Genomic DNA, 21,466 nt, shown 5'->3' on the forward strand with positions numbered 1-21,466 from the left:
AAGGGTTGGATTGGTGTCCAACTTCTTGGGGGCAGTCCAACCTGTGGGAGCGGGTTCATCGAGGCGTCGAACCGCCGCGAAGAGACCAGAACAGGCAATCAGGAAATTTCAGGAGAGGAATCGATGACCACAGACGACACCCAATTCACTGTCGGCAAAACCACCTTCTTCCAAGGCGAACACCAGACCCATCCCCTGTTCCGCATCGAGCCAGGCATTCCCTGCCGGGATGCCCGCGAGCAGGCATCGGAGTTGATGGGCTATGTAAGAGAGCTGACCATCATCGGTCTGATGGATGAAAAACCGATGATGATCTGGGCATCCCATTACCTGAGTGCCATGGCCAAGGCACTGATGGATGATGCCGAGCTGGGCATGACGCATAAACCGTTGGGTGACTGAAACTTCCTTCATTCCGCGGTCTGACTGTAATCAGCAAAAGTCGACCGCCCTTTAAGCGCTAGGGTAGTACCACCCACGACAACCCTTTCCACCCGGCCTACCGGGCATCTTAGAAAAATCCTACAGCCTATTACTTAAAGTTCTACGTTCTCTTGGGAAATTCTTCTCAAGCAACATCTCCCTCCTCCTATCGCTGGTCTGCCTCTCAAATACTATTGTCCATCACGTCACGGCGACCAATGAAGCCAATCACGCAGTTCGCACAAACCCGACCTCCACGCTCGCGAGTTGAGTCAATGACGGATATCCCCTTTACAGAAAAACCGAAAGTATTAGATAAGTTCATTACTGAACACGAGCAAAATTTACTCACAAATTCATTTTCGGGTGCAATATGGAGATATGGCTGGCCCATTAATACAATTCCCCTCGCACGTCCTTGCTGGCACATCTTCATAGCCGGTAGCAAACGTACCTCACTGGAGTGCTGCGAGCATGAACTGGCCAGCGACAGCCATTGGGGCTTTCTACTTGATATTTGGAGGCGCACGCAGCTTGCTCACATGCGTGACTGTTTGCTGCTGGGTGTTTACGCAAACGGCCAGACTTTCGGCCAAGACAGTCCTATTCATAGAGATAACAAATCAATTGAACCTGGAAAAACCGCAGTCCTCTTCTGCAATGCCCAGTGGGAAACCACATGGGGCGGCGAACTGATTCTATTCGATCAGCAGAAGAATGACACCATCGCTGCCATACAACCAAAGCCGGGACGCATAGCGATTTTCGACGGACACATACCGCACAGAGCCAGAGCGCCCACCGTTGACTGCGACAAATTGCGAATCACTATCGCTTTCAAGACCATGAATAAGGATATTAAACAATTAGCACACGCGCCGAACTGATAGTAGCAGTAATAGATAAAACGGCAAAACCCATCAATCAAACTGGGGGGAGCAGCAGCAATCCACGACCAATTCAACACAGATAAAACCGGATTTTCACTAGTCATCCAAACAGCACAGACAACTACGGCGATAGCCTCAGTAGTCTCCGTCACTCACCTCCCGATAGGTGCTGTACCCTTCATTAACATTGTTACCAATACCCTTTCTGGCACCGTGACCTTCCTGAAAGTCGCGGCAGACCTCAAAGAGGGCGCGGAAATTAAGAGCGGAGATGTCATAAGTTTGGCAAGCAACGTCGCAGGCATCGTGGCCTCGTTCGCCATTCTGGCCGGAGCACCTTTAATTGCTGGAGGGGCCACAGTCGTGGGCGTAACCGCCACACTCTATAGCATCTTCAATTCTGACCTGGCTAAAGCAGCTTACGACAAGATGGCTCCACTCTTTACCAGCCTGCTGAGTCAAGGTGACCTTACTGGTTTTACCGCGCCACGGATTGCGCCTGACTTCACACTCGCTTCACCTGACCAGATACTTTCCACCCACCAGGGAATGATCACAACCGTTAACTGGAACCCTGACTCTTCAGAAATATCCCTAGGCACCGAACCACTAAGTTTTCCAGATAGCAGCCAGGCTCACACCGCCCCAACAGGGAGCGAGACTTTCAATTCAACGCAACCGCCTCCCCTTAGCGGAAACTCCAGCAGCAACTCAGTAGCGGTGACATCTACCCCTGACACACCTGCCCCTGACGCAACACTGACTATAAGCATAGAAAGTATAGATGATATAAAGTCACCCGACCAAGCACCATCAATTACCGTACCTATTGACGACAACCAGGACAATCAAGATAACTACATATGCTGTAGCAGTGCGCAGCAGGATCAGTACTTCTAGCCAACCTGTAAAACCCTCCACGCCGTAACGAGCCGATATGAATATCTGGCAGCAATCGCTAAAACTCATACGTGAACTCCCGCCTCACAAACAAGCCAAAGCGCTATTAATAGGCGGACTTATAAATCTCACCCTAGGCACCAGCTTCACATTCATGTGGCGCGAACACAAAAACACCAATGAAGAGTTATGGTCGCGAGTTCCAGCCTTTCTCACCTCCAAGCCTGAAACCTGGGATAGCGACAAATCTCTTTATACGTTCAGCATCAAGTTTAAAACTTCAAATGGAAAGCACCACAACGCTCATCTTTATGCAGAAAAGATATACTATGATGCAGCGAGCCTGGACCTAAATACGCCACTCTTTGTTGACATAGCAACCTCTAAAAGCGCTGCAACGGCTCAGCGCTTAATCGCTCCTAATGGAATGTTTCTTTATGATTCTGCAATGGCGGCACATGTCACCAATGTAAGAAACCGGGAGACCACACTAGCAGTTATCATTTTCTCATTTAGCGGCATCAGCATCTTGATTGCGGCAGCGGCGATCTACTACCGCCCCAGAAAGGAGTGCAACTGAACCTGAGCAGCACCTGGGAGATCGAGCGCCGCGCGGGCGGCGCTCGATTTGTGCCCCAGCGCAAGATCCAAGGCAGGCACCTGACGCTAAACTCAGCGCGGCTCCATATGCGCAATCATCAACTGCACACTCTCATTACCGCGAAACTCGTTCACATCCAGCTTGTACGCCAACTCCACCCAGCGCACCGTCGGGTTTGGCCACACTTCGCGGTCAATGCCGAAGGCAATGCCATCCAGCCGCACCGAGCCACATTCGCTCTTGAGCACCACTTTCAGGTGCCGTTCGCCAACCACACGCTGCTCCACCAACTGGAACACGCCATGGAACAGCGGCTCAGGGAAGTGCTGGCCCCATGGGCCGGCATGGCGCAGGGCCTTGGCCAGGTCGAGGTGGAACTCCTCTACCGCCAGGCTGCCGTCGGACAACAGCCGGCCGGTCAGGTCTTCTTCACGCAGTTGACGCCGCACTTCTTCGTCGAAGGCCTCGGCGAATGCCGGGAAGTTGCCTTCTGGCAACGACAAACCGGCAGCCATGGCGTGGCCGCCGAACTTGCTGATCAGCTGCGGGTGGCGCGCGGCCACGGCATCCAGCGCATCGCGAATATGGAACCCCGGCACCGAGCGCGCCGAACCTTTGAGCATGCCGTCGCCAGCATCAGCGAACGCAATGGTCGGCCGGTGGTAACGTTCCTTCAGACGCGAAGCCAGAATACCGATCACCCCTTGGTGCCAATCGGCATCGAACAGGCACAAGCCGTAGGGCATGGACTCGACCGGCAGGTCCTTGAGCTGGGCCAGGGCCTCGCGCTGCATGCCTTGCTCGATGGACTTGCGGTCCTGGTTCAGATCGTCCAGCTGCTGGGCCATGTCCTGGGCCAGCGCCGCGTCTTCGCACAGCAGGCATTCGATACCCAGGCTCATGTCGTCCAGCCGCCCTGCGGCGTTCAACCGCGGGCCGAGGATGAAACCGAGGTCGGTCGAGGTGATGCGCCGGTGATCACGGCGGGCCACTTCGAGAATGGCCTTCAGCCCCGGTCGGGCTCGGCCGGCACGGATGCGCTCGAGGCCTTGGTGCACCAGGATGCGGTTATTGGCATCCAGCGGTACCACGTCAGCAACACTGCCCAGCGCCACCAGATCGAGCAGTTCGCCAATGTTCGGCTGTGGCTGCGCCTCGTACCGCCCAAGGCTGCGCAAGCGAGCGCGCAGGGCCATCAACACATAGAAGATCACCCCTACCCCGGCCAGGGACTTGCTCGGAAAGCTGCAGCCCGGCTGGTTGGGGTTGATGATGGCATCGGCGTCGGGCAGCTGCTCGCCCGGCAGGTGGTGGTCGGTGACCAGCACCTTGAGCCCGGCGGCCTTGGCGGCCGCCACCCCGTCGACACTGGAAATGCCGTTGTCCACGGTAATCAGTAACTGCGGCTGGCGCTGCAGCGCCACCTCGACGATTTCCGGGGTCAGGCCGTAGCCGTACTCGAAGCGGTTGGGCACCAGGTAATCGACATGGGCCGCACCCAGCAGGCGCAGGCCCAGCACCCCGACGGTGCTGGCGGTGGCACCGTCGGCATCGAAGTCGCCGACGATGAGGATGCGCTGGCGCTGGTCGATGGCTTCGACCAGCAGGTCCACACCGGCCTCGATGCCCTTGAGCTGCTGGTACGGCAGCAGGCGTGCCAGGCTTTTGTCCAGCTCGGCCTCGCTCTGCACGCCGCGCGCGGCGTAAAGGCGGGTCAGCAAGGGTGGCAAGTTACCCAGAAATGGCAGGGTCGGCGGCAGCGGACGAGGTTCGATACGCATGGGTTGCTTCAACCACGCTCACCGAGCAGCCACTGCAGTTGTACTTCATGCTGGCCACGGTCGTCAGTCACGAATACCGTACCTTCACTGATCATCACGTCCCACTTGATGCTACGCGGCATGTCGGTCGCCAGGGTTTCCAGCACCTCTTGCGGCACAGCGGCAATGCTCAGGTTTTTCAGGTTCTTGACCGCGCTCACCACTTTGCCTTCCCACACTCGCAGGCTGCCGTACGCCAGCAAGCTGGTGCGTTCGGTACGACGCGAGCACCAGGTCAGACGATCGGCATCAGGCTGGCCAACTTCAATCCAGTGCAGCACGCGATCGTCCAGGCTCTTTTCCCACAGCGCTGGCTCATCGACATCCGACAGGCCGCGGCCAAACGACAAGTTCTCGTTGTACCAGAGCGCGTACGCCAACAAACGAACTGCCATGCGCTCTTCGGTTTCCGAAGGGTGCCGAGCGATCGTCTGTTTGACGCTTTCGTAGACGTTGCGATCAAGGTCAGTGAGATTCAATTCGAACTTGTAGGTGGTGGACGGCTGGGCCATGGTCGACGGGCTTCGTGCAAAAGAAAGTGGCACAGTCTACCCCATCCGCACCTTCCATGCCCCGCAGCAGTACCCGGCGTAACCGACGTGTGATAAAACCACGGCTCTGCCCAACTGCCACGGACACCCCATGTCGACGCCCAGCAAACCCCTCGCCGGCCTTAAAGTTGTCGAACTCGGTACCTTGATCGCCGGGCCGTTCGCCTCGCGTATCTGTGCCGAATTCGGCGCCGAAGTGGTCAAGGTCGAATCGCCCGATGGCGGCGACCCGCTGCGCAAGTGGCGCAAGCTGTACGAGGGCACCTCGCTGTGGTGGTTCGTGCAGGCCCGCAACAAGCAGTCGCTCACCCTCAACCTCAAGCACCCCGAGGGCCGCGATATCCTCAAGCGCCTGCTGGCCGAGGCCGACATCCTGATCGAAAACTTTCGCCCGGGCGTGCTGGAAAAACTTGGTTTGGGGTGGGATGTGCTGCATGCGCTGAACCCGCGCCTGGTGATGGTGCGCCTGTCGGGCTTTGGCCAGACCGGGCCGATGAAAGACCAGCCAGGCTTCGGTGCCGTAGGCGAGTCAATGGGCGGCCTGCGCTACATCACGGGTTTCGATGACCGCCCGCCGGTGCGAACCGGGATTTCCATCGGGGACTCGATTGCCGCCCTGTGGGGGGTGATCGGCGCGCTGATGGCGCTGCGCCACCGGGAAGTCAATGGCGGCCAGGGCCAGGTGGTGGACGTGGCCCTGTACGAGGCGATCTTTGCCATGATGGAGAGCATGGTCCCGGAATTCGATGTGTTCGGTTTCATCCGCGAACGCACCGGCAACATCATGCCAGGCATCACGCCCTCCTCCATCCACACAAGCGCCGACGGCAAACATGTGCAGATCGGCGCCAACGGTGATGCGATCTTCAAGCGCTTCATGCAGGCCATCGGTCGCGATGACCTCGCCGACGACCCGACCCTGGCCAGCAACGACGGCCGCGACCTGCGTCGTGACGAGCTGTATGGGGTAATCGACCGCTGGGCCAACAGCCTCCCACTGGAGCAACTGATGCAGGTGCTGACCACTGCCGAAGTGCCGGCCAGCCGTATCTATTCGGCCGAAGACATGTTCAACGACCCCCAGTACCTGGCACGCGAGATGTTCCTGCAGGCCAAGCTGCCGGATGGCAAGCCATTCCACATGCCCGGCATCGTGCCCAAGCTGTCGGAGACTCCCGGCTCTAGCGAATGGGTCGGCCCGGCCTTGGGCGAACATACCGAGGCGCTGCTCGGCAGCCTGGGCTACGACGCAGCGGCCATCGCCAGCCTGCGCGCAGCGGGCACGGTCTGATCCTGGCGCTGACCGGTTCCATGTGCGCGCCCCGCTGCCTACGCCACCTGGTCCTGCTCTGCGGGCTGCTACCTGCATTGCTGTTGCAGCCCGCACATGCCAAGGAGCACCTCTTCTGGCTGGTACGCGACCTGCCACCGTTCACCATTTTTGATGGCCCGGAAGAAGGCCGGGGGGTCATCGACCAGTTGTTACCGCTGCTGATAAGGCAGATGCCCGAGTACGAACACAGCATCGTGCGGGTCAACCGCGCCCGCAGCCTGCAGATGCTGCAAGACCGTGGCACCTTCACCTGCGACCCAACCCTGCTGTGGACACCGGAACGGGCCAAATATGTGCATTTTTCTGTTCCATCACTGGGCGTGCTCAGCGGCGGCCTGGTGTTGCGCAAGGAAAACCAGGCGCTGGTGGCACCCTACCTCGACGGCCAGCAGGTGGACCTGCATGGCCTGCTGAGCAAGGCCCCGCTGAAGCTGGGGATTGTCGCGGAACGCAGCTACGGCACGCAGATTGACAGCATCTTGCGCCAGTTACCCGACAGCGCGCTCAGCCGCCACTACGGCAACGAGGCCACCGCCAACCTGCTGCAGATGCAGCAGTTGGGGCGCCTGCGCCTGGTGCTCGGCTACTGGCCTGAAGTTCGCTACCTGATCCAACAACAAGGCGGGTCACTGGCTGACTACCAGTTTCATACTGTGCAGGGCGTGGATCGCTACCAGTTTCTGCATGTGGGCTGTTCAGACAGCGAATTGGGGCGTGCGGCAGTTGCCCACATCGACCAGTTGCTGCCCACCCTGCGCCGGGATGTGTTGCCAGGGTTGTATGCCCGCTGGCTGGACCTGGCATTGCGGGAGGACTATCTGGAGGAAAGCCGGCGTTTCTTTGAGGACAAATAAGCCCAACCGGTCTGCACGGTCGTTGCAGGAGCAGCCGAGGGATACGTGCCTGCCCAGAAAAAGAAACCCCAGGCGCTGGGGAAGACGCCCGGGGTCAAGCGAAAGCCCTTGAGGACTTCCCGTGACAGCCTTGCCAGCGCCGGAGCAAAGCACTGGCTGGCTGCCCTTACACTGTCTGATAAACCACTCAGGCAAAGGTTCCCTGCGGTTGCTGGCGATGCTGCAATGCTGCGATGACACACGGCTGCAACCGCCCCTCAGCTATCTGCAGGTCTCGGTGCAAGCCGTCCACGAGGTCGATCAGCAGGCGTTGCTCCTGCAATTGGCGCTCGCTGACCGTGCGCCGCAAGGTAATACCTGAGAGAGGGTCGTGAACGGTCAGTTGGCGATTACCACTGGGATCGGCGATGCCGAGGTGGGTCTGATAGGGCGTCAGGGCTTCGTTGAGCAGGCTGCAGATTCTTTCCATCCGGATCACTCGCTGCGTGGTGGGACCTAAAGTAACTGACCAGCAGGCGCCGCAGAAAGTTCGTCAAACCGCGCCCGCTTCAGTGAGCATGCGGGGCTGGCATGACAGTTTGAATACGCGACCCTGGGCGCACCTGCAGTGTTTGCAAGGCGTGCTGCAGGCGTGGCATCGACAGCGGCCAGGGCAACTCGTCGAGCACCCACATGCCACATTTTCTGGCCTCCTGTGCAAGGTTTTGACGCGTTGGGGCAGGCTGGCCGACGAACAGCAATGCGCGCACTCGTCGCTGCTGGGCGAGCAAAGCAAGGCCGGCCCGGGCTGGCATGGCGTGGTCAAGGATCAGCAAGTCAGGGCGACGCTCAGCGCAGAGGCAGGCGTCGAGGTCAGCGACGCTTTCGCTGATGCGCACGTTGAAGACGCCTTGGCCATTGAGGGCCTGGTGCAAGAGGATCTGGTGGGATGGGCGAGCCTGGTGAATCAACACATAGGGCTGGTGCATGAGCCGCTCCTGATGGGAGGACCGGCTAATTTATGCTTGGCGCCCGGCAGGCTGAATAGGATGTTTCTGATAGATCGGAGGGAAAGGGCTGAGACGTTGGGGCTGCGCTGCAGCCCCAAACGCCATGCAATTACAGCGGCTTGCCGCGGTTGCCGTGCTGGCTGACAAAGCCCTGTACAGCCTTCAGGTCATTGGCCAGGACCGTGCAACGCTCTTCACGGCTGAACAGGTCGCTGAGGTGCGCGGGTAGTTCCAGCGCCTTGCCCACACCGGCCTTCTCCACCGCGTCCGGGAACTTGACCGGGTGCGCGGTACCCAGCACCACCATTGGCGTGTCCAGGCTGCGGCGGCACTCGCGGGCAGCCTTCACGCCGATTGCGGTATGCGGGTCGAGCACTTCACCGGTGGCGGCGAACACTTCTGCGATGGTCTCGCAGGTTTGCTCGTCGCTGACAGCCAGCGAGTCGAACAGTTTGCGGGCTTCGGTCCAGCGGTCTTGCTCGACGCTGAAGCCGCCACCTTGCTTGAAGTTGGCCATCAGCTCGGCAATCGCACCACCGTTGCGGCCATGCAGGTCGAACAGCAGGCGCTCGAAGTTGGACGAGACCATGATGTCCATCGACGGCGACAGGGTCGCGTGCAGGGTTTCCTTGACGTACTGGTTGCCGCTCATGAAGCGGTGCAGGATGTCGTTACGGTTGGTGGCGACGATCAATTGGCTGACCGGCAGGCCCATGTTGCGCGCCAGATAGCCGGCGAAGATGTCGCCGAAGTTGCCGGTCGGTACCGAGAACGCCACCGAGCGCGCCGGGCCACCCAGCTGCAAGGCTGCATGGAAGTAGTAGACGATCTGGGCCATGATCCGCGCCCAGTTGATCGAGTTGACGGCGACCAGGCGGGTGCCCTTGAGGAACGACTGGTCGGCGAAACTGGCCTTGACCATTTCCTGGCAGTCGTCGAAGTTGCCTTCGATGGCGATGTTGTGGATGTTGTCGCCAAAGATGGTAGTCATCTGACGGCGCTGCACTTCCGATACACGCTGGTGCGGGTGCAGGATGAAGATGTCGACGTTGTCGCAACGGCGGCAGCCTTCGATTGCAGCGGAACCGGTATCACCGCTGGTGGCACCGATGATGACCACGCGCTCGTTGCGCTTGGCCAGCACATGGTCAAGCAGGCGACCGAGCAACTGCAGGGCAAAGTCCTTGAACGCCAGGGTCGGGCCGTGGAACAGCTCCAGCACCCACTCGTTGCTGTTCAGCTGACGCAACGGGGCGACCGCAGCGTGGGCGAACTCGCCGTAGGTTTCTTCGAGGATCTTCTTGAAGTCGGCGTCGGCGATGCTGCCCTCGACGAACGGACGCATCACGCGGAAGGCCAGCTCGTGGTAGGGCAAGCCGGCCCACGAGGCGATTTCTTCCTGGGTGAAGCGTGGCAGGTTTTCCGGCACGTAGAGGCCGCCGTCGCTGGCCAGGCCAGCCAGCAGCACGTCTTCGAAATTCAGGGCCGGTGCCTGGCCGCGGGTACTGATATAGCGCATGGGTGCAAACCTTCGATGCTGGGGCCGGGGCAGCGCGGGCGGCCCATCGGCAATATTTGTTAGTTGAGCTGCTCGACGCGAATGCGCACAACCTTGCCGACCACGTCCTGCAGGGCTTCCAGGGCGACGATGGCGTCATTGATACGCTGCTCGACCACGCCATGGGTCACCAGGATCATTGGCACCAGGCCGTCCTGCTCCTCGGCTTCCTTCTGCATGATCGACTCGATGTTGATACCGCGCTCCGAGAGGATGCTGGCGACCTGGGCCAGTACGCCTGGGTGATCCTTGGCCTGGATACGCAGGTAGTAGGCGCTTTCGCAGGCTTCGATCGGCAGGATCGGGTGGGCCGACAGCGAGTCTGGCTGGAAGGCCAGGTGCGGCACACGGTTTTCCGGGTCGGAGGTCATGGCACGGACCACGTCGACCAGGTCGCCGACCACTGACGAAGCGGTAGGCTCCATACCCGCGCCGGCACCGTAGTACAGGGTGGAGCCGGCAGCATCACCGTTGACCATGACGGCGTTCATCACGCCGTTGACGTTGGCGATCAGACGGTCGGCCGGGATCAGCGTCGGGTGCACGCGCAGCTCGATACCTTCGGCGGTGCGACGCGCCACGCCCAGGTGCTTGATGCGGTAGCCCAAGGCCTCGGCGTAGTTCACGTCTGCCGTTGTCAGCTGGGTGATACCTTCGGTGTAGGCCTTGTCGAACTGCAGCGGGATACCGAACGCGATGGACGCCAGGATCGTCAGCTTGTGCGCAGCGTCGATGCCTTCTACGTCAAAGGTCGGGTCGGCTTCGGCGTAGCCCAGCGCCTGAGCTTCGGCCAGCACGTCCGGGAAGGCACGGCCCTTCTCACGCATTTCGGTGAGGATGAAGTTACCGGTGCCGTTGATGATGCCAGCCAGCCAGTTGATGCGGTTGGCCGACAGGCCTTCGCGGATGGCCTTGATCACCGGGATGCCACCGGCTACGGCCGCCTCGAAAGCGACAATCACGCCCTTCTCGCGAGCTTTGGCGAAGATTTCGTTGCCGTGCACGGCAATCAGCGCCTTGTTGGCAGTGACCACGTGCTTGCCGTTTTCGATGGCCTTCAGCACCAGGTCGCGGGCGATGGTATAGCCACCGATCAGCTCGATGACAATGTCGATCTCCGGGTTGCTTGCAACTTCGAACACGTCAGCGGTAATGGGGGTACCGGTAATCTGGCAGTTCGGGTTCTGCGAGCGCATGGCGATCTGTGCCACTTCAATACCGCGCCCGGCACGGCGGGCAATCTCCTCGGCGTTGCGCTGAAGTACATTGAAGGTTCCGCCACCGACGGTCCCCAACCCACAGATGCCTACTTTGACCGGTTTCACTGTGAACTCCCCATTGAACGGCCGACACGTTTGCCGACCGTGAAACTTGCCGTCACCCCATGACGACGGCGTACTGAACTGGATTACTTGGCAAGTGCCAGCTTGGCGACCTGCGGTGCCGGCTGGTAGCCCGGAATGACCTGGCCGCTTTCAAGAACAATGGCCGGCGTGCCGTTGACACCGATCGACTGACCCAGCTGAAACTGCTTGCTGACCGGGTTGGTGCACTTGGCGGCCTTGATTTCTTCACCTTCGACCATTTTGTCCATCGCCCCACGGCGGTCGCTGGAGCACCACACCGCCTGCAACTGCTGGTCACCCGCCGAACCGAGGCCCTGACGCGGGAAGGCGACATAGCGCACTTCGATACCGCGACGGTTCAACTCAGGCACTTCGGCGTGCAGTTTGTGGCAGTACGGGCAGGTAGTGTCGGTGAACACGGTGATGTGCGACTTGGTCTCGCCTTTGGCAGGATAAACCACCATCTCGGCGGCTGGAATGCCGTTGATGAGCTTGGCGATACCTTGGCGTTCGGTTTTTTCGGTGAGGTTGACCGGCTTGCCGTCCTGGATCTGGAACAGGTAGCCCTGCATCACGAACTGGCCGTCAGCGCTGGCGTACAGCACGCGGCCGCCCTGCAGCTTGACTTCATACAGGCCGTTGAGCGGGCTGCTGGCCACGCTTTCCACGGGCACTTCCAACTCGAGGTTCTGCAACGATTTACGGATGGCCTGCTCGGCACCGGCGTTGCTATCGGTTGCCGCGGCAACGGCAAAGGTACTGGCCAGCGCCAACGCGGCGGCGGCGAAAAACTGGGTCACGCGCATGGGAACTCCTGAAGGCGGACAGGGGCCGGAGGGCGCCACCTGCGGAAAATACGCGGTGACCGTGCGGCCCTTGGTGCAAACCGCTCAAGCCTACCACATCACGCTGCCCGTGAAGGGGGTCGCAAGGACCGGTCGGCGGAACATGAAAAACATTCATCCACGCGGGTGGTGCTGGGCGTGCAACTGCTGCAGGCGGGCCTTGGCGACGTGGGTATAGATCTGCGTGGTCGACAGGTCACTGTGGCCCAGCAGCATCTGCACCACCCGCAAGTCGGCACCGTGGTTGAGCAGGTGGGTGGCGAAGGCATGCCGCAGGGTGTGCGGCGACAGCGGCTTGTCGATGCCGGCAACCCGTGCGTGGTGTTTGATACGGTGCCAGAAGGTCTGGCGCGTCATCTGCTCGCCGCGCTGACTGGGGAACAGTACGTCGCTGGGACGGCCATTGAGCAGTTCGGCGCGACCATCGCGCTGGTAGCGCTCCAACCACACCACCGCCTCTTCACCCATGGGCACCAGGCGTTCCTTGCTGCCCTTGCCCATCACCCGCAGCACACCCTGGCGCAGGTTGACCTGGTCGAGGGTCAGGCTGACCAGTTCGGTAACCCGAAGGCCGCACGCGTAGAGCACTTCGAGCATGGCACGGTCGCGTTGGCCAATGGCTTCGCCCAGGTCCGGAGCCTGCAACAGGGCTTCGACGTCGGCTTCGGACAGCGACTTGGGTAGCGGCTTGCCCAATTGCGGCATGTCGACCTGCAGGGTCGGGTCGATGGCCACCAGCTTTTCCCGCAGCAGGTAACGGAAAAAGCCGCGCAGACCGGAGAGGAAACGCGCCGTGGAACGTGGCTTGTAGCCCTGATCCAGGCGCCAGGCCAGGTGATCGAGGATCAGGTCGCGGCCGGCGTCTGGCAGCGATACCGAATGCTCCTGCAGCCAGCCATTGAACAGGGCCAGGTCGCTGCGGTAGGACACGCGGGTGTTGTCGGACAGGCCTTTTTCCAGCCATAGGGCGTCAAGGAACTGGTCGATCAGGGGGTGGTCGAGGGCGGGCATGAAATCTCGGTGGCAAACGACGAAATGGCGCTTAGTCTTTCATAACAACGTCGGCATAGGGAGCCCGCATGAGCGAACAGCAGATCCTTCTGAGTGTGGGCGGCATCGGCGCTGCAGCGCTCGCCTGCCAGTGGCTGGCCTGGCGCCTGAAGCTGCCGGCGATTCTGTTTCTGTTGTTGGCCGGGATCCTTGCCGGCCCAGCGCTGGGATGGCTCGACCCCGAGGCGCTGTTCGGCCCATTGCTGATGCCGCTGGTGTCGCTGGCGGTAGCGCTGATTCTGTTCGAAGGCAGCCTGACCCTGCACCTGTCGCAGTGGCGCGAGATCGGCAGCGTGGTGCATCGCCTGGTCACGGTGGGTGCACTGGTCACCTGGCTGGTGATTGCACTGGCAACCCACTGGCTGCTCGGGTTCGACTGGCCGCTGGCGATTCTTTTCGGCACCCTGACGCTGGTGACTGGCCCCACGGTGATCGTGCCCATGCTGCGCGTGGTGCGGCCAAAGTCTGCGATCGCGAACATCCTGCGCTGGGAAGGGATAATGATCGACCCCATCGGCGCGCTGCTCGCCGTGGTGGTCTACAGCTTCATCATCGCCAGCGCCGAGGGTAACGGCCTGAGCCAGAGCCTTATCACTTTTGCCGGTGTGATCTTCTGCGGTACCGCCCTGGGCGCGGCAGGGGGCTGGGTACTGGGGCAAATCATGCGCGAACAGTGGCTACCAGAATATCTGCACAACCTCGCGTCACTGGCGGCGGTACTGGGGATATTCATCGCCGCCAACCAGATCATGCACGAGTCCGGGCTGCTTGCCGTGACCGTGATGGGTATGTGGCTGGCCAACATGCGCGGGGTTGATGTGCGGCAAATCCTGCACTTCAAGGAAAACCTCAGTGTGCTGCTGATATCCGGCCTGTTTATTCTGCTGGCTGCACGCCTTGACCTGCATGCCCTGCTGGGCCTTGGCCCTGCTGTGCTGGCATTGTTGCTGGTGATCCAGCTGCTGGCACGTCCGCTCAATGTTTGGCTGGCCACACTGGGCTCGACACTCAACTGGCGGGAGCGCGCGCTGCTGGCCTGGATTGCGCCACGCGGCATCGTTGCTGCGGCCGTTTCCGCTATTTTTGCCATCCGCCTGCACCAGGCCGGCCACCAGGATGCCTTGCTGCTGGTACCGTTGACCTTCGCGGTAATCATTGGCACGGTGGTACTGCAAAGCGCCACGGCCAGGCCGCTGGCACGCTTGCTCAAGGTCGCCGAACCGGCACCCAGCGGGTTTCTCATCGTCGGTGCCAACGAACCGGCCCGGGCCATCGCCAAAGCCCTTCAACAATTGGGCTGCCGGGTTTTGCTGACGGACTCCAGCTGGGAAAACATCCGCGCCGCACGCATGGACGGGCTCACGACCTACTTTGGCAACCCGGCCTCGCAGCATGCCGACGCCCATCTGGACCTGGTCGGCCTCGGGCACTTGCTGGGCCTCTCTCCCGCCGGCGAAATCAATGCCCTGGCCTGCGCCAGGTTCCGTCATGATTTCGGCCACAGCCGGCTGTTCGTGCTAGCCAGTGGCCTGGAGAAACAACGTAGCGACAAGCACCGGGCGGCCGAAGAGCACCGCGGGCATCTATTGGGGGCCAAGCCGATGACCTATCTGCAACTGGCCAACCGTCTGCATCAAGGCGCCGAGCTGTATAGCACCAACCTGACCGAAGGCTTTGGCTGGGATGCCTACCAGGCACTGCATGGCGAACGGGCAAACTTGCTGTTCGCGCGCGATGGCCATGGCTGGGTCCATGTAGCCAGCCCTGATAACCCGTTGCAGCCACAACCGGGCTGGACCTTGGTGGCATTGATCGAGCCAGCAGCGCAACCGTAATGCTCAGGTGCCTGGCAGCACGGGCACCGGGCGCTTGTCCTCGTCAATGGCGACGAAGCTGAACACCCCATGGATTGCCCGATCACGGCCATCCAGGTACATGTTCTCGACAAACACATCCACCTGCACCTGCAAGCTGGTATTGCCGACCTTGATCACCGTACCCACCAGCTCGACGATCGAGCCCGCAGGAATCGGGTGCTTGAAATCGATGCGGTCTGTAGACACGGTCACCAATGGCAGGCGGCAGAAACGCGTGGCAGCGATGAACGACACTTCGTCCATCCAGGCCAGGGCGGTGCCGCCGAACAGGGTGTTGTGGTGGTTGGTGGTATTGGGGAACACCGCCTTGGTCACGCGGGTCACCGACAGTTCGGTGCGGCGCTGGATTTCCTGGTCTCGGGTCGTCATGGCAATCACATTTTCGGGGTTTCAAAACGCAAAAAAGCAGCCCGAAGGCTGCTTTTTTCTCGCTAGGCGGCCTCGGCCACCGGGCAAACTGCACTCAGGACAGTTTTTCCTTGATGCGAGCGGCTTTGCCGGACAGGTCGCGCAGGTAGTACAGCTTGGCTTTACGCACGTCACCACGACGTTTCACGGCCAGGCTGTCGATTTGCGGGCTGTAGGTCTGGAAGGTACGCTCTACGCCAACGCCGCTGGAGATCTTGCGCACGGTGAAGGCGCTGTTCAGACCGCGGTTACGCTTGGCGATAACGACGCCTTCGAACGCCTGCAGACGGGAACGCTCACCTTCCTTCACTTTAACCTGAACGACAACGGTGTCGCCTGGTGCGAAGGTTGGGATTTCCTTGCTCATCTGCTCGGCTTCGAGCTGCTGGATGATCTTGTTGGTCATGCTGTGCTCCTAAGATGGATACGCGATCCACCATCGATACGTTTAACTATCGTCCCGCTCGCGGAGATATTCCTCGAGCAGCTTCTTCTCTTCTCCAGAAAGCGAGCGACTTTCCAGAAGATCGGCGCGTCGTTCGAAGGTCCTACCAAGGGACTGCTTCATCCTCCAACGCCGGATATGTGCATGGTTGCCACTTAGCAACACGTCGGGAACACGCTGATCCGCATACACCTCAGGCCGGGTGTAGTGCGGGCAATCGAGCAGACCGTCGGTGAAGGAATCTTCTTCCGCCGAGTCCACATGCCCTAAAGCTCCGGGCAGCAGTCGCGTAACCGCATCGATCAGTACCATGGCCGGCAGCTCGCCACCGGAAAGCACATAGTCGCCAATCGACCACTCCTCATCGACATGAGCCTCGATAAAGCGCTCGTCGATGCCTTCATAACGACCGGCGATCAGGATCAACGATTCCTGTTCGGCCAGGCCTTTGACCGCCTGCTGAGTCAGCTTGCGGCCTTGTGGCGAAAGGTAGATCACCTTCGCCGCTGCTCCGGTCGCCTGCCTGGCGCTAACCAAGGCGTCTTCCAGAGGCTTGATTTTCATCACCATGCCCGGACCACCGCCAAACGGCCGATCATCTACCGTGTGGTGACGATCTGTGGTGTAGTCCCGCGGGTTCCAGCAAGTCACCTGAAGCAACCCTTGTTTCACCGCGCGGCTGGTAATGCCGTACTCCGTGATGGCCGAGAACATCTCGGGGAACAACGTGATGACGTCTACGCGAAGGTTACCCATCGTTTAGAAGTCCGCGTCCCATTCGACCCGCATCACGCCTGCTTCGAGGTCGATTGCCAGCACACATTGCTCCGTATAGGGCAACAGACGCTCGCGATCATCCAGGCTGCCTGCGCAGGGCTTGACCACCATTACATCGTTCGCACCGGTCTCCAACAGGTGATCGACCTTGCCGAACAGTTGTTCGTCCTGGTTGATGACCTTCAGACCTACCAACTGGTACCAGTAGTACTCGTCGGCAGCCAGGTTGGGCAAAAGGCTCCGCGGGATGCAGATTTCGTAACCGCTCAGAAGACGGGCTTCATCGCGATCGTCGAGACCTTTCAGCTTCACGACCAGGCCCTTTTGGGAGCCACGACCGCTGACCAGCTCGACCTGCTTTACCTTGCCTTCGTGCCGAAGCGTCCAGCGTGGATAATCCAACAGGTTTTCAATCGGATCGGTAAAGGAATACACCTTCACCTCGCCGCGAACGCCGTGAACCGAAAAAATCTTGCCAACGACGATGAGGTCGTCAGCCTTTTCTGGCGTCGCGTTCATACTATTCAGGCAGCGGCCTTGGCAGCTTCCTTCAGCAGCTGAGCAACACGCTCAGACGGCTGTGCACCCTGGCTCAGCCAGTAGGTGACGCGCTCTTGGTTGACCGACAGCTTAACTTCGGCGCCAGCAGCGATTGGGTTGAAGAAACCTACGCGCTCAACGAAACGGCCGTCACGGGCGTTACGCGAGTTGGTCACGGTCAGGTGGTAGAATGGGCGCTTTTTCGAGCCGCCACGGGCCAGACGAATGGTTACCATGTGAACATCGTTCCTATAGTCGGTGCTGCAGTTGATACAGCAGCTGGTACTGCAAATCTGAATGCCAAATAGGCACACGGGTGCCCAAAAGGCCGCATATTCTCGGGGAATACACGGACATTTGCAAATGACTTTTTCGGCAAGGCCTCGCCCTGCCGTCCAGATTTGCCGGTTGCGCCGCGAAATTCGCGGCTGTTGCCCCGCTACAGCGGGGGTTCTGGGCGCCTGCCCGACAAAAGGCAGGCACCCGAATCAGGGGTTACAGCTTTGGCATGCCGCCACCTGGCAGCATCCCACCGAGGCCGCGCATCATCTTGGCCATGCCGCCTTTGGCAGAAAACTTCTTCATCATCTTCTGCATCTGCTTGTGCTGCTTGATCAGCCGGCCGATGTCCTGCACCTGGGTACCGGACCCCAACGCAATACGGCGCTTGCGCGAACCGCTGATCAGGTCAGGGTCGCGGCGCTCGGCCGGGGTCATGGAGTTGATGATCGCTTCCATTTGCTTGAACTGCTTTTCGGCCGCGCCCTGGGCGTTGCCCATCTGTGACAGGTTGACCCCGCCGATGCTTGGCAGCTTGTCCATCAGGCCGCCGAGGCCGCCCATGTTCTTCATTTGCTGCAGCTGGTCACGGAAGTCTTCGAGGTCGAAGCCCTTGCCCTTCTTCAGCTTCTTGGCCAGCTTGTCGGCCTTGGCCTTGTCGATGGTCTGCTCAGCCTGCTCGATCAGGCTGAGCACGTCGCCCATGCCGAGGATGCGCGAAGCGACGCGGTCGGGGTGGAACGGCTCGAGCGCCTCGGTCTTCTCACCCATACCGATGAACTTGATCGGTTTGCCGGTGATTGCGCGTACCGACAGCGCAGCACCGCCACGGGCGTCACCGTCAACCTTGGTCAGCACCACACCGGTCAGCGGCAGCGCCTCGCCAAAGGCCTTGGCGGTGTTGGCAGCGTCCTGGCCGGTCATGGCGTCGACCACGAACAGCGTCTCGATCGGTTTGACGGCAGCGTGCAGCGCCTTGATCTCGTCCATCATGTCGGCGTCGATGTGCAGACGGCCGGCGGTGTCGACGATGACCACGTCGATGAACTTCAGCTTGGCTTCACGGATGGCGGCTTCGGCGATGGCCACCGGCTTCTGGCTGATATCGGACGGGAAGAAGGTGACGCCGATATCGTTGGCCAGTGTTTCCAACTGCTTGATCGCCGCCGGACGATAGACGTCGGCAGACACCACCATCACGCTCTTTTTCTTGCGCTCTTTAAGAAAGCGCGCCAGCTTGCCGGCGGTGGTGGTCTTACCCGCGCCCTGCAGGCCCGCCATCAGCACGACAGCAGGCGGGGCGGCGTTCAGTGCGAGGTCTTCGTTGGCCGCGCCCATCAGGCTTTCCAGCTCGGCCTGGACGATCTTCACGAAGGCCTGGCCCGGGGTCAGGCTGCGCGACACCTCGGTACCGACCGCACGATCCTTGACGCTGTTGACGAAATCCTTGACGACCGGCAGGGCAACGTCGGCCTCGAGCAGCGCCATGCGCACTTCGCGCAGCGTGTCCTTGATGTTGTCTTCGGTCAGCTTGGCCTTGCCGGTGACATGGCGCAGCGTCTGTGACAGGCGGTCGGTCAGGTTTTCGAACATGGTGATCCTTTCAGGCCCAGTAAAGCCGAGGTTTGTCAGGTGCCAGGGGGGAAATACACACCCGCCGGGCACAGCAAGGCGGCGATTATAGCGAAGTGCAGCGGCGACGCACACCTTGGTAGATATTCGGTGGCTGTGCTGGCCTCTTCGCGGGCGCGCTCGCTCCCGCAGGATCTTCACGGCTTGCAGGCCTGGGCCGTACCTGTGGGAGCGGGCGTGCCCGCGAATGCCCTGACACAACCCTTCAGTCTTCCTAGAGCGGCAGAATCTATGCCAAACTCCGTCTCTTTAAAGGCTCGCCAACCAGGACTTATGGTCTCCTCTCCCAGCCTCATTCCCAACCTGATCGCCGCCGGCCTATATATAGCAGCGGCCATCTACCAGGGCTCTCACCTGGCCCAGGGCCGCAAGGCCGACAAGCGCCTGCTTGGCCTGCTGGGTGCCTTCGCGGTGCTGGCCCAGGCCGGCGCACTGTTCTTCCAGCTGATCACCCCGCTGGGGCTGAGCCTGGACTTCTTCAGCGCCGCCAGCCTAATCGCCGTGGCAGTCATTACCCTGACATTGCTGGCCTGCCTGCGCATACCGGTAGAAAACCTGCTGGTGCTGCTGTTCCCGCTGGGCGCGGTAACGGCACTGCTGGCGCAGTTCGCGCCCCCCGGTACGGTGCCGCTGATCAATGAAGAACCGGGCATCCTTGCGCATATCCTGTTGTCGATCCTGGCCTATGGGCTGTTCACCATCGCGGTGTTCCAGTCGCTGCTGTTGCTGCTGCAGGACCGCCAGCTGAAGAACAAGCATCCGTCCGGGCTGATCCGCAACTTCCCGCCACTGCAAACCATGGAAAGCCTGCTGTTCGGCTTCCTCTGGGCCGGTTGGTGCCTGCTGTCGCTGTCGCTGATCTCCGGCTGGCTGTTCCTCGACAACCTGTTTGCCCAGCACCTGGTGCACAAGACCTTGCTGGCCTGTGTCGCCTGGGTGGTGTTCAGCGTGCTGCTGTGGGGCCGCACCCGCCTGGGTTGGCGGGGCCACATGGCCATCCGCTGGACGCTGGCCGGTTTCTGCCTGCTGATGCTGGCCTATTTCGGCAGCAAGCTGGTTCGCGAATTCATCTTGCATATCTGACGGCCGCCCATGGACACCCTGCCGTACGCACCGCTATTCGGCACTCTGGCACTGGCCCTTTTGTGGTCAGCACTGTTCACCGCCGTGGATGCTGCCCGCCTGCAGCTCAATGGCGCACTGCGCGCCGGCGAAGATGGCCATCCCGTGCTGCCGGCCCAGGCCTTGGTGCTGTGCGCCAGCCTGGGCAAGCTACTGGTGCTGGGGCTGGCCTGCCTGATGGGCCAGCGCCAGAGCGGCGAGCACGGCTTCTGGCTGGCGGGCCTGGCCGCGACCCTCGCCTTGCTGGTGTTTGCCGAATACCTGCCGCGGCGCCTGGCCCGACGTAACCCGCAGGCGTTCGTGAGCCTTGGCGCCAGCCTGCTGAAAGTGCCTCTCGCACTGCTGCAGCCACTGGCCTGCCTGCTGGACGGCGCCGCCAAGCTCATGCTGCGCCCGTTCCGTGCACAGCCCACCGCTGTGGCCCTGCATACGCAGGATGCCGACGACTTTGATGAGGATGAACAGCACGAAGCACCTCGCCATGGCCTGCTCGACGGCCTGCAGTCGTTGGACAAGATCACCGTCAACGACATCCTGGTGCCGCGCAACGAAGTGGATGGCATCAACCTCGACGAGCCGATCGAACGCATCATCGAGCAGTTGATCGTCAGCCGCCACACCCGCCTGCCGGTCTACCACAACGACATCAACCAGGTCGAAGCGATCCTCAACACCAAGCTGATCAGCCACCTGCTGCCCAAGGCCGAGCTGACCCTGGAAGCGCTGCACAGCGCCTGCTACGAACCCTATTTCGTACCGGAAAGCACGCCCCTGCAAATGCAGTTGTTGAACTTCCACAAGCAGCAACGCCGCTTGGGCGTGGTGGTGGACGAGTACGGCGAAGTACTGGGTATCGTCACCCTGGAAGACATTCTCGAAGAGATCGTCGGCGAGTTCGAGGACGAGCAAAGCCTGGAAAACCCGCATGTGCATCCGCAACCCGATGGCACCTTCGTCATCGATGGCACCGCTTCGTTACGCGAAATCAACCGTACCCTGAGCTGGCACCTGCCCTGCGACGGCGGGCCGAAAACCCTCAACGGGCTGGTCACCGAAGCGCTGGAAAGCATCCCGGAAAGCGCTGTTTGCCTGAAGATAGGCCGCTATCGCCTGGAAATCCTTGAAACAGAGGACAATTGCGCCAGCAAGGTACTGGTGTGGACCGTGACCCGATAGCTATACTCGGGTCACGCTTACCCAGCCCCGCCGTCACGCCTGCTACCCGC

23 protein-coding genes are annotated in these 21,466 nt (G+C 60.7%); 9 read left to right on the top strand and 14 right to left on the bottom strand.

Annotated features, from left to right (window positions below; genetic code table 11):
- Positions 1-123: 123 nt before the first annotated feature.
- From KW568_RS23265 to KW568_RS23280, 4 genes are all read left to right on the top strand, one after another.
- Positions 124-402: a DUF3077 domain-containing protein gene (locus tag KW568_RS23265; RefSeq protein ID WP_047604476.1), complete on the top strand. Its 279-nt coding sequence runs from the start codon at positions 124-126 to the stop codon at positions 400-402.
- A 296-nt stretch (positions 403-698) separates the two neighbouring features.
- Entirely contained in the window at positions 699-1,310 is a 612-nt protein-coding gene (locus tag KW568_RS23270) for a 2OG-Fe(II) oxygenase (RefSeq protein WP_177331235.1), read from the top strand.
- A 216-nt stretch (positions 1,311-1,526) separates the two neighbouring features.
- Positions 1,527-2,213, top strand: coding sequence for a hypothetical protein (locus KW568_RS23275; protein WP_259536932.1), 687 nt, complete (start codon positions 1,527-1,529; stop codon positions 2,211-2,213).
- Between the two features lie 37 nt (positions 2,214-2,250).
- On the top strand, positions 2,251-2,793 hold the full coding sequence (locus KW568_RS23280) for a hypothetical protein (protein WP_054888649.1): 543 nt from the start codon (positions 2,251-2,253) through the stop codon (positions 2,791-2,793).
- A gap of 92 nt (positions 2,794-2,885) precedes the next feature.
- Here the strand turns inward: KW568_RS23280 and recJ are convergent, their stop codons facing one another.
- Positions 2,886-4,595, bottom strand: coding sequence for a single-stranded-DNA-specific exonuclease RecJ (gene recJ / locus KW568_RS23285; protein ID WP_004575452.1), 1,710 nt, complete (start codon positions 4,593-4,595; stop codon positions 2,886-2,888).
- Between the two features lie 8 nt (positions 4,596-4,603).
- Complete coding sequence (locus KW568_RS23290; protein ID WP_003252169.1) at positions 4,604-5,146, bottom strand: YaeQ family protein; 543 nt, start codon at positions 5,144-5,146, stop codon at positions 4,604-4,606.
- A 130-nt stretch (positions 5,147-5,276) separates the two neighbouring features.
- On the opposite strand from KW568_RS23290, the gene KW568_RS23295 reads away from it, so the two are divergent.
- The gene (locus KW568_RS23295) at positions 5,277-6,476 is read left to right on the top strand and encodes a CaiB/BaiF CoA-transferase family protein (protein WP_003252168.1); all 1,200 of its coding nucleotides are present in this window, start codon (positions 5,277-5,279) and stop codon (positions 6,474-6,476) included.
- A gap of 20 nt (positions 6,477-6,496) precedes the next feature.
- The gene (locus KW568_RS23300) at positions 6,497-7,372 is read left to right on the top strand and encodes a TIGR02285 family protein (RefSeq protein WP_054888648.1); all 876 of its coding nucleotides are present in this window, start codon (positions 6,497-6,499) and stop codon (positions 7,370-7,372) included.
- 187 nt (positions 7,373-7,559) lie between these two features.
- Here KW568_RS23300 and KW568_RS23305 read toward each other — a convergent pair whose 3' ends face one another.
- The 6 genes from KW568_RS23305 to xerD form a co-directional block, all read right to left on the bottom strand.
- The gene (locus tag KW568_RS23305; protein WP_003252163.1) at positions 7,560-7,841 is read right to left on the bottom strand and encodes a DUF3509 domain-containing protein; all 282 of its coding nucleotides are present in this window, start codon (positions 7,839-7,841) and stop codon (positions 7,560-7,562) included.
- Positions 7,842-7,920: 79 nt separating this feature from the next.
- A complete protein-coding gene (locus tag KW568_RS23310) occupies positions 7,921-8,340 on the bottom strand; it encodes a response regulator (protein ID WP_004575449.1) in 420 nt (139 codons plus the stop codon).
- Positions 8,341-8,470: 130 nt separating this feature from the next.
- Complete coding sequence (gene thrC / locus KW568_RS23315) at positions 8,471-9,880, bottom strand: threonine synthase (protein WP_003252159.1); 1,410 nt, start codon at positions 9,878-9,880, stop codon at positions 8,471-8,473.
- Positions 9,881-9,939: 59 nt separating this feature from the next.
- Positions 9,940-11,244 (bottom strand): homoserine dehydrogenase, encoded by a 1,305-nt coding sequence (locus KW568_RS23320; protein WP_003252157.1) that lies wholly within the window; start codon positions 11,242-11,244, stop codon positions 9,940-9,942.
- Positions 11,245-11,327: 83 nt separating this feature from the next.
- Positions 11,328-12,071 carry a thioredoxin fold domain-containing protein gene (locus tag KW568_RS23325; RefSeq protein ID WP_003252155.1) on the bottom strand — a complete coding sequence of 248 codons (744 nt, stop codon included), beginning with the start codon at positions 12,069-12,071 and terminating at the stop codon, positions 11,328-11,330.
- 153 nt (positions 12,072-12,224) lie between these two features.
- Positions 12,225-13,121 (bottom strand): site-specific tyrosine recombinase XerD, encoded by an 897-nt coding sequence (xerD, locus tag KW568_RS23330; protein ID WP_003252154.1) that lies wholly within the window; start codon positions 13,119-13,121, stop codon positions 12,225-12,227.
- A 68-nt stretch (positions 13,122-13,189) separates the two neighbouring features.
- On the opposite strand from xerD, the gene KW568_RS23335 reads away from it, so the two are divergent.
- Entirely contained in the window at positions 13,190-14,995 is a 1,806-nt protein-coding gene (locus tag KW568_RS23335) for a sodium:proton antiporter (RefSeq protein ID WP_190870028.1), read from the top strand.
- A gap of 3 nt (positions 14,996-14,998) precedes the next feature.
- Here the strand turns inward: KW568_RS23335 and KW568_RS23340 are convergent, their stop codons facing one another.
- From KW568_RS23340 to ffh, 6 genes are all read right to left on the bottom strand, one after another.
- Positions 14,999-15,406 carry an acyl-CoA thioesterase gene (locus KW568_RS23340; protein WP_003252150.1) on the bottom strand — a complete coding sequence of 136 codons (408 nt, stop codon included), beginning with the start codon at positions 15,404-15,406 and terminating at the stop codon, positions 14,999-15,001.
- A gap of 94 nt (positions 15,407-15,500) precedes the next feature.
- Entirely contained in the window at positions 15,501-15,851 is a 351-nt protein-coding gene (gene rplS, locus KW568_RS23345; RefSeq protein WP_003252148.1) for a 50S ribosomal protein L19, read from the bottom strand.
- A 42-nt stretch (positions 15,852-15,893) separates the two neighbouring features.
- Positions 15,894-16,646 (bottom strand): tRNA (guanosine(37)-N1)-methyltransferase TrmD, encoded by a 753-nt coding sequence (trmD, locus tag KW568_RS23350; protein WP_003252146.1) that lies wholly within the window; start codon positions 16,644-16,646, stop codon positions 15,894-15,896.
- A gap of 3 nt (positions 16,647-16,649) precedes the next feature.
- Positions 16,650-17,186, bottom strand: a complete 537-nt coding sequence (rimM, locus tag KW568_RS23355; protein ID WP_003252144.1) for a ribosome maturation factor RimM — start codon at positions 17,184-17,186, stop codon at positions 16,650-16,652.
- 5 nt (positions 17,187-17,191) lie between these two features.
- On the bottom strand, positions 17,192-17,443 hold the full coding sequence (gene rpsP / locus KW568_RS23360) for a 30S ribosomal protein S16 (protein ID WP_003252142.1): 252 nt from the start codon (positions 17,441-17,443) through the stop codon (positions 17,192-17,194).
- A gap of 259 nt (positions 17,444-17,702) precedes the next feature.
- Positions 17,703-19,079: a signal recognition particle protein gene (gene ffh / locus KW568_RS23365; protein WP_003252139.1), complete on the bottom strand. Its 1,377-nt coding sequence runs from the start codon at positions 19,077-19,079 to the stop codon at positions 17,703-17,705.
- Between the two features lie 312 nt (positions 19,080-19,391).
- Between ffh and KW568_RS23370 the strand changes: the two genes are divergently transcribed.
- Together KW568_RS23370 and KW568_RS23375 are read left to right on the top strand one after the other, a co-directional pair.
- Positions 19,392-20,201 (top strand): inner membrane protein YpjD, encoded by an 810-nt coding sequence (locus tag KW568_RS23370; RefSeq protein WP_047604468.1) that lies wholly within the window; start codon positions 19,392-19,394, stop codon positions 20,199-20,201.
- A gap of 9 nt (positions 20,202-20,210) precedes the next feature.
- On the top strand, positions 20,211-21,416 hold the full coding sequence (locus KW568_RS23375; RefSeq protein WP_047604467.1) for a transporter associated domain-containing protein: 1,206 nt from the start codon (positions 20,211-20,213) through the stop codon (positions 21,414-21,416).
- Positions 21,417-21,466 lie beyond the last annotated feature (50 nt).

This window comes from Pseudomonas sp. HD6515 (genome assembly GCF_024971855.1).
GTDB classification, from domain to species: Bacteria; Pseudomonadota; Gammaproteobacteria; order Pseudomonadales; family Pseudomonadaceae; genus Aquipseudomonas; species Aquipseudomonas alloputida.

What these genes read in the sequence shown, in the direction of transcription:
- KW568_RS23370 (WP_047604468.1), top strand. Translation starts at nt 19,392, where the DNA reads ATGGTCTCCTCTCCCAGCCTCATTCCCAACCTGATCGCCGCCGGCCTA.
- KW568_RS23265 (WP_047604476.1), top strand. Translation starts at nt 124, where the DNA reads ATGACCACAGACGACACCCAATTCACTGTCGGCAAAACCACCTTCTTC.
- KW568_RS23300 (WP_054888648.1), top strand. Translation starts at nt 6,497, where the DNA reads ATGTGCGCGCCCCGCTGCCTACGCCACCTGGTCCTGCTCTGCGGGCTG.
- KW568_RS23305 (WP_003252163.1), bottom strand. Translation starts at nt 7,841, where the DNA reads ATGGAAAGAATCTGCAGCCTGCTCAACGAAGCCCTGACGCCCTATCAG.
- KW568_RS23325 (WP_003252155.1), bottom strand. Translation starts at nt 12,071, where the DNA reads ATGCGCGTGACCCAGTTTTTCGCCGCCGCCGCGTTGGCGCTGGCCAGT.
- rpsP (WP_003252142.1), bottom strand. Translation starts at nt 17,443, where the DNA reads ATGGTAACCATTCGTCTGGCCCGTGGCGGCTCGAAAAAGCGCCCATTC.
- rplS (WP_003252148.1), bottom strand. Translation starts at nt 15,851, where the DNA reads ATGACCAACAAGATCATCCAGCAGCTCGAAGCCGAGCAGATGAGCAAG.
- KW568_RS23290 (WP_003252169.1), bottom strand. Translation starts at nt 5,146, where the DNA reads ATGGCCCAGCCGTCCACCACCTACAAGTTCGAATTGAATCTCACTGAC.
- KW568_RS23280 (WP_054888649.1), top strand. Translation starts at nt 2,251, where the DNA reads ATGAATATCTGGCAGCAATCGCTAAAACTCATACGTGAACTCCCGCCT.
- thrC (WP_003252159.1), bottom strand. Translation starts at nt 9,880, where the DNA reads ATGCGCTATATCAGTACCCGCGGCCAGGCACCGGCCCTGAATTTCGAA.
- xerD (WP_003252154.1), bottom strand. Translation starts at nt 13,121, where the DNA reads ATGCCCGCCCTCGACCACCCCCTGATCGACCAGTTCCTTGACGCCCTA.
- ffh (WP_003252139.1), bottom strand. Translation starts at nt 19,079, where the DNA reads ATGTTCGAAAACCTGACCGACCGCCTGTCACAGACGCTGCGCCATGTC.
- KW568_RS23310 (WP_004575449.1), bottom strand. Translation starts at nt 8,340, where the DNA reads ATGCACCAGCCCTATGTGTTGATTCACCAGGCTCGCCCATCCCACCAG.
- KW568_RS23295 (WP_003252168.1), top strand. Translation starts at nt 5,277, where the DNA reads ATGTCGACGCCCAGCAAACCCCTCGCCGGCCTTAAAGTTGTCGAACTC.
- trmD (WP_003252146.1), bottom strand. Translation starts at nt 16,646, where the DNA reads ATGGGTAACCTTCGCGTAGACGTCATCACGTTGTTCCCCGAGATGTTC.
- recJ (WP_004575452.1), bottom strand. Translation starts at nt 4,595, where the DNA reads ATGCGTATCGAACCTCGTCCGCTGCCGCCGACCCTGCCATTTCTGGGT.
- KW568_RS23375 (WP_047604467.1), top strand. Translation starts at nt 20,211, where the DNA reads ATGGACACCCTGCCGTACGCACCGCTATTCGGCACTCTGGCACTGGCC.
- KW568_RS23335 (WP_190870028.1), top strand. Translation starts at nt 13,190, where the DNA reads ATGAGCGAACAGCAGATCCTTCTGAGTGTGGGCGGCATCGGCGCTGCA.
- KW568_RS23340 (WP_003252150.1), bottom strand. Translation starts at nt 15,406, where the DNA reads ATGACGACCCGAGACCAGGAAATCCAGCGCCGCACCGAACTGTCGGTG.
- rimM (WP_003252144.1), bottom strand. Translation starts at nt 17,186, where the DNA reads ATGAACGCGACGCCAGAAAAGGCTGACGACCTCATCGTCGTTGGCAAG.
- KW568_RS23270 (WP_177331235.1), top strand. Translation starts at nt 699, where the DNA reads ATGACGGATATCCCCTTTACAGAAAAACCGAAAGTATTAGATAAGTTC.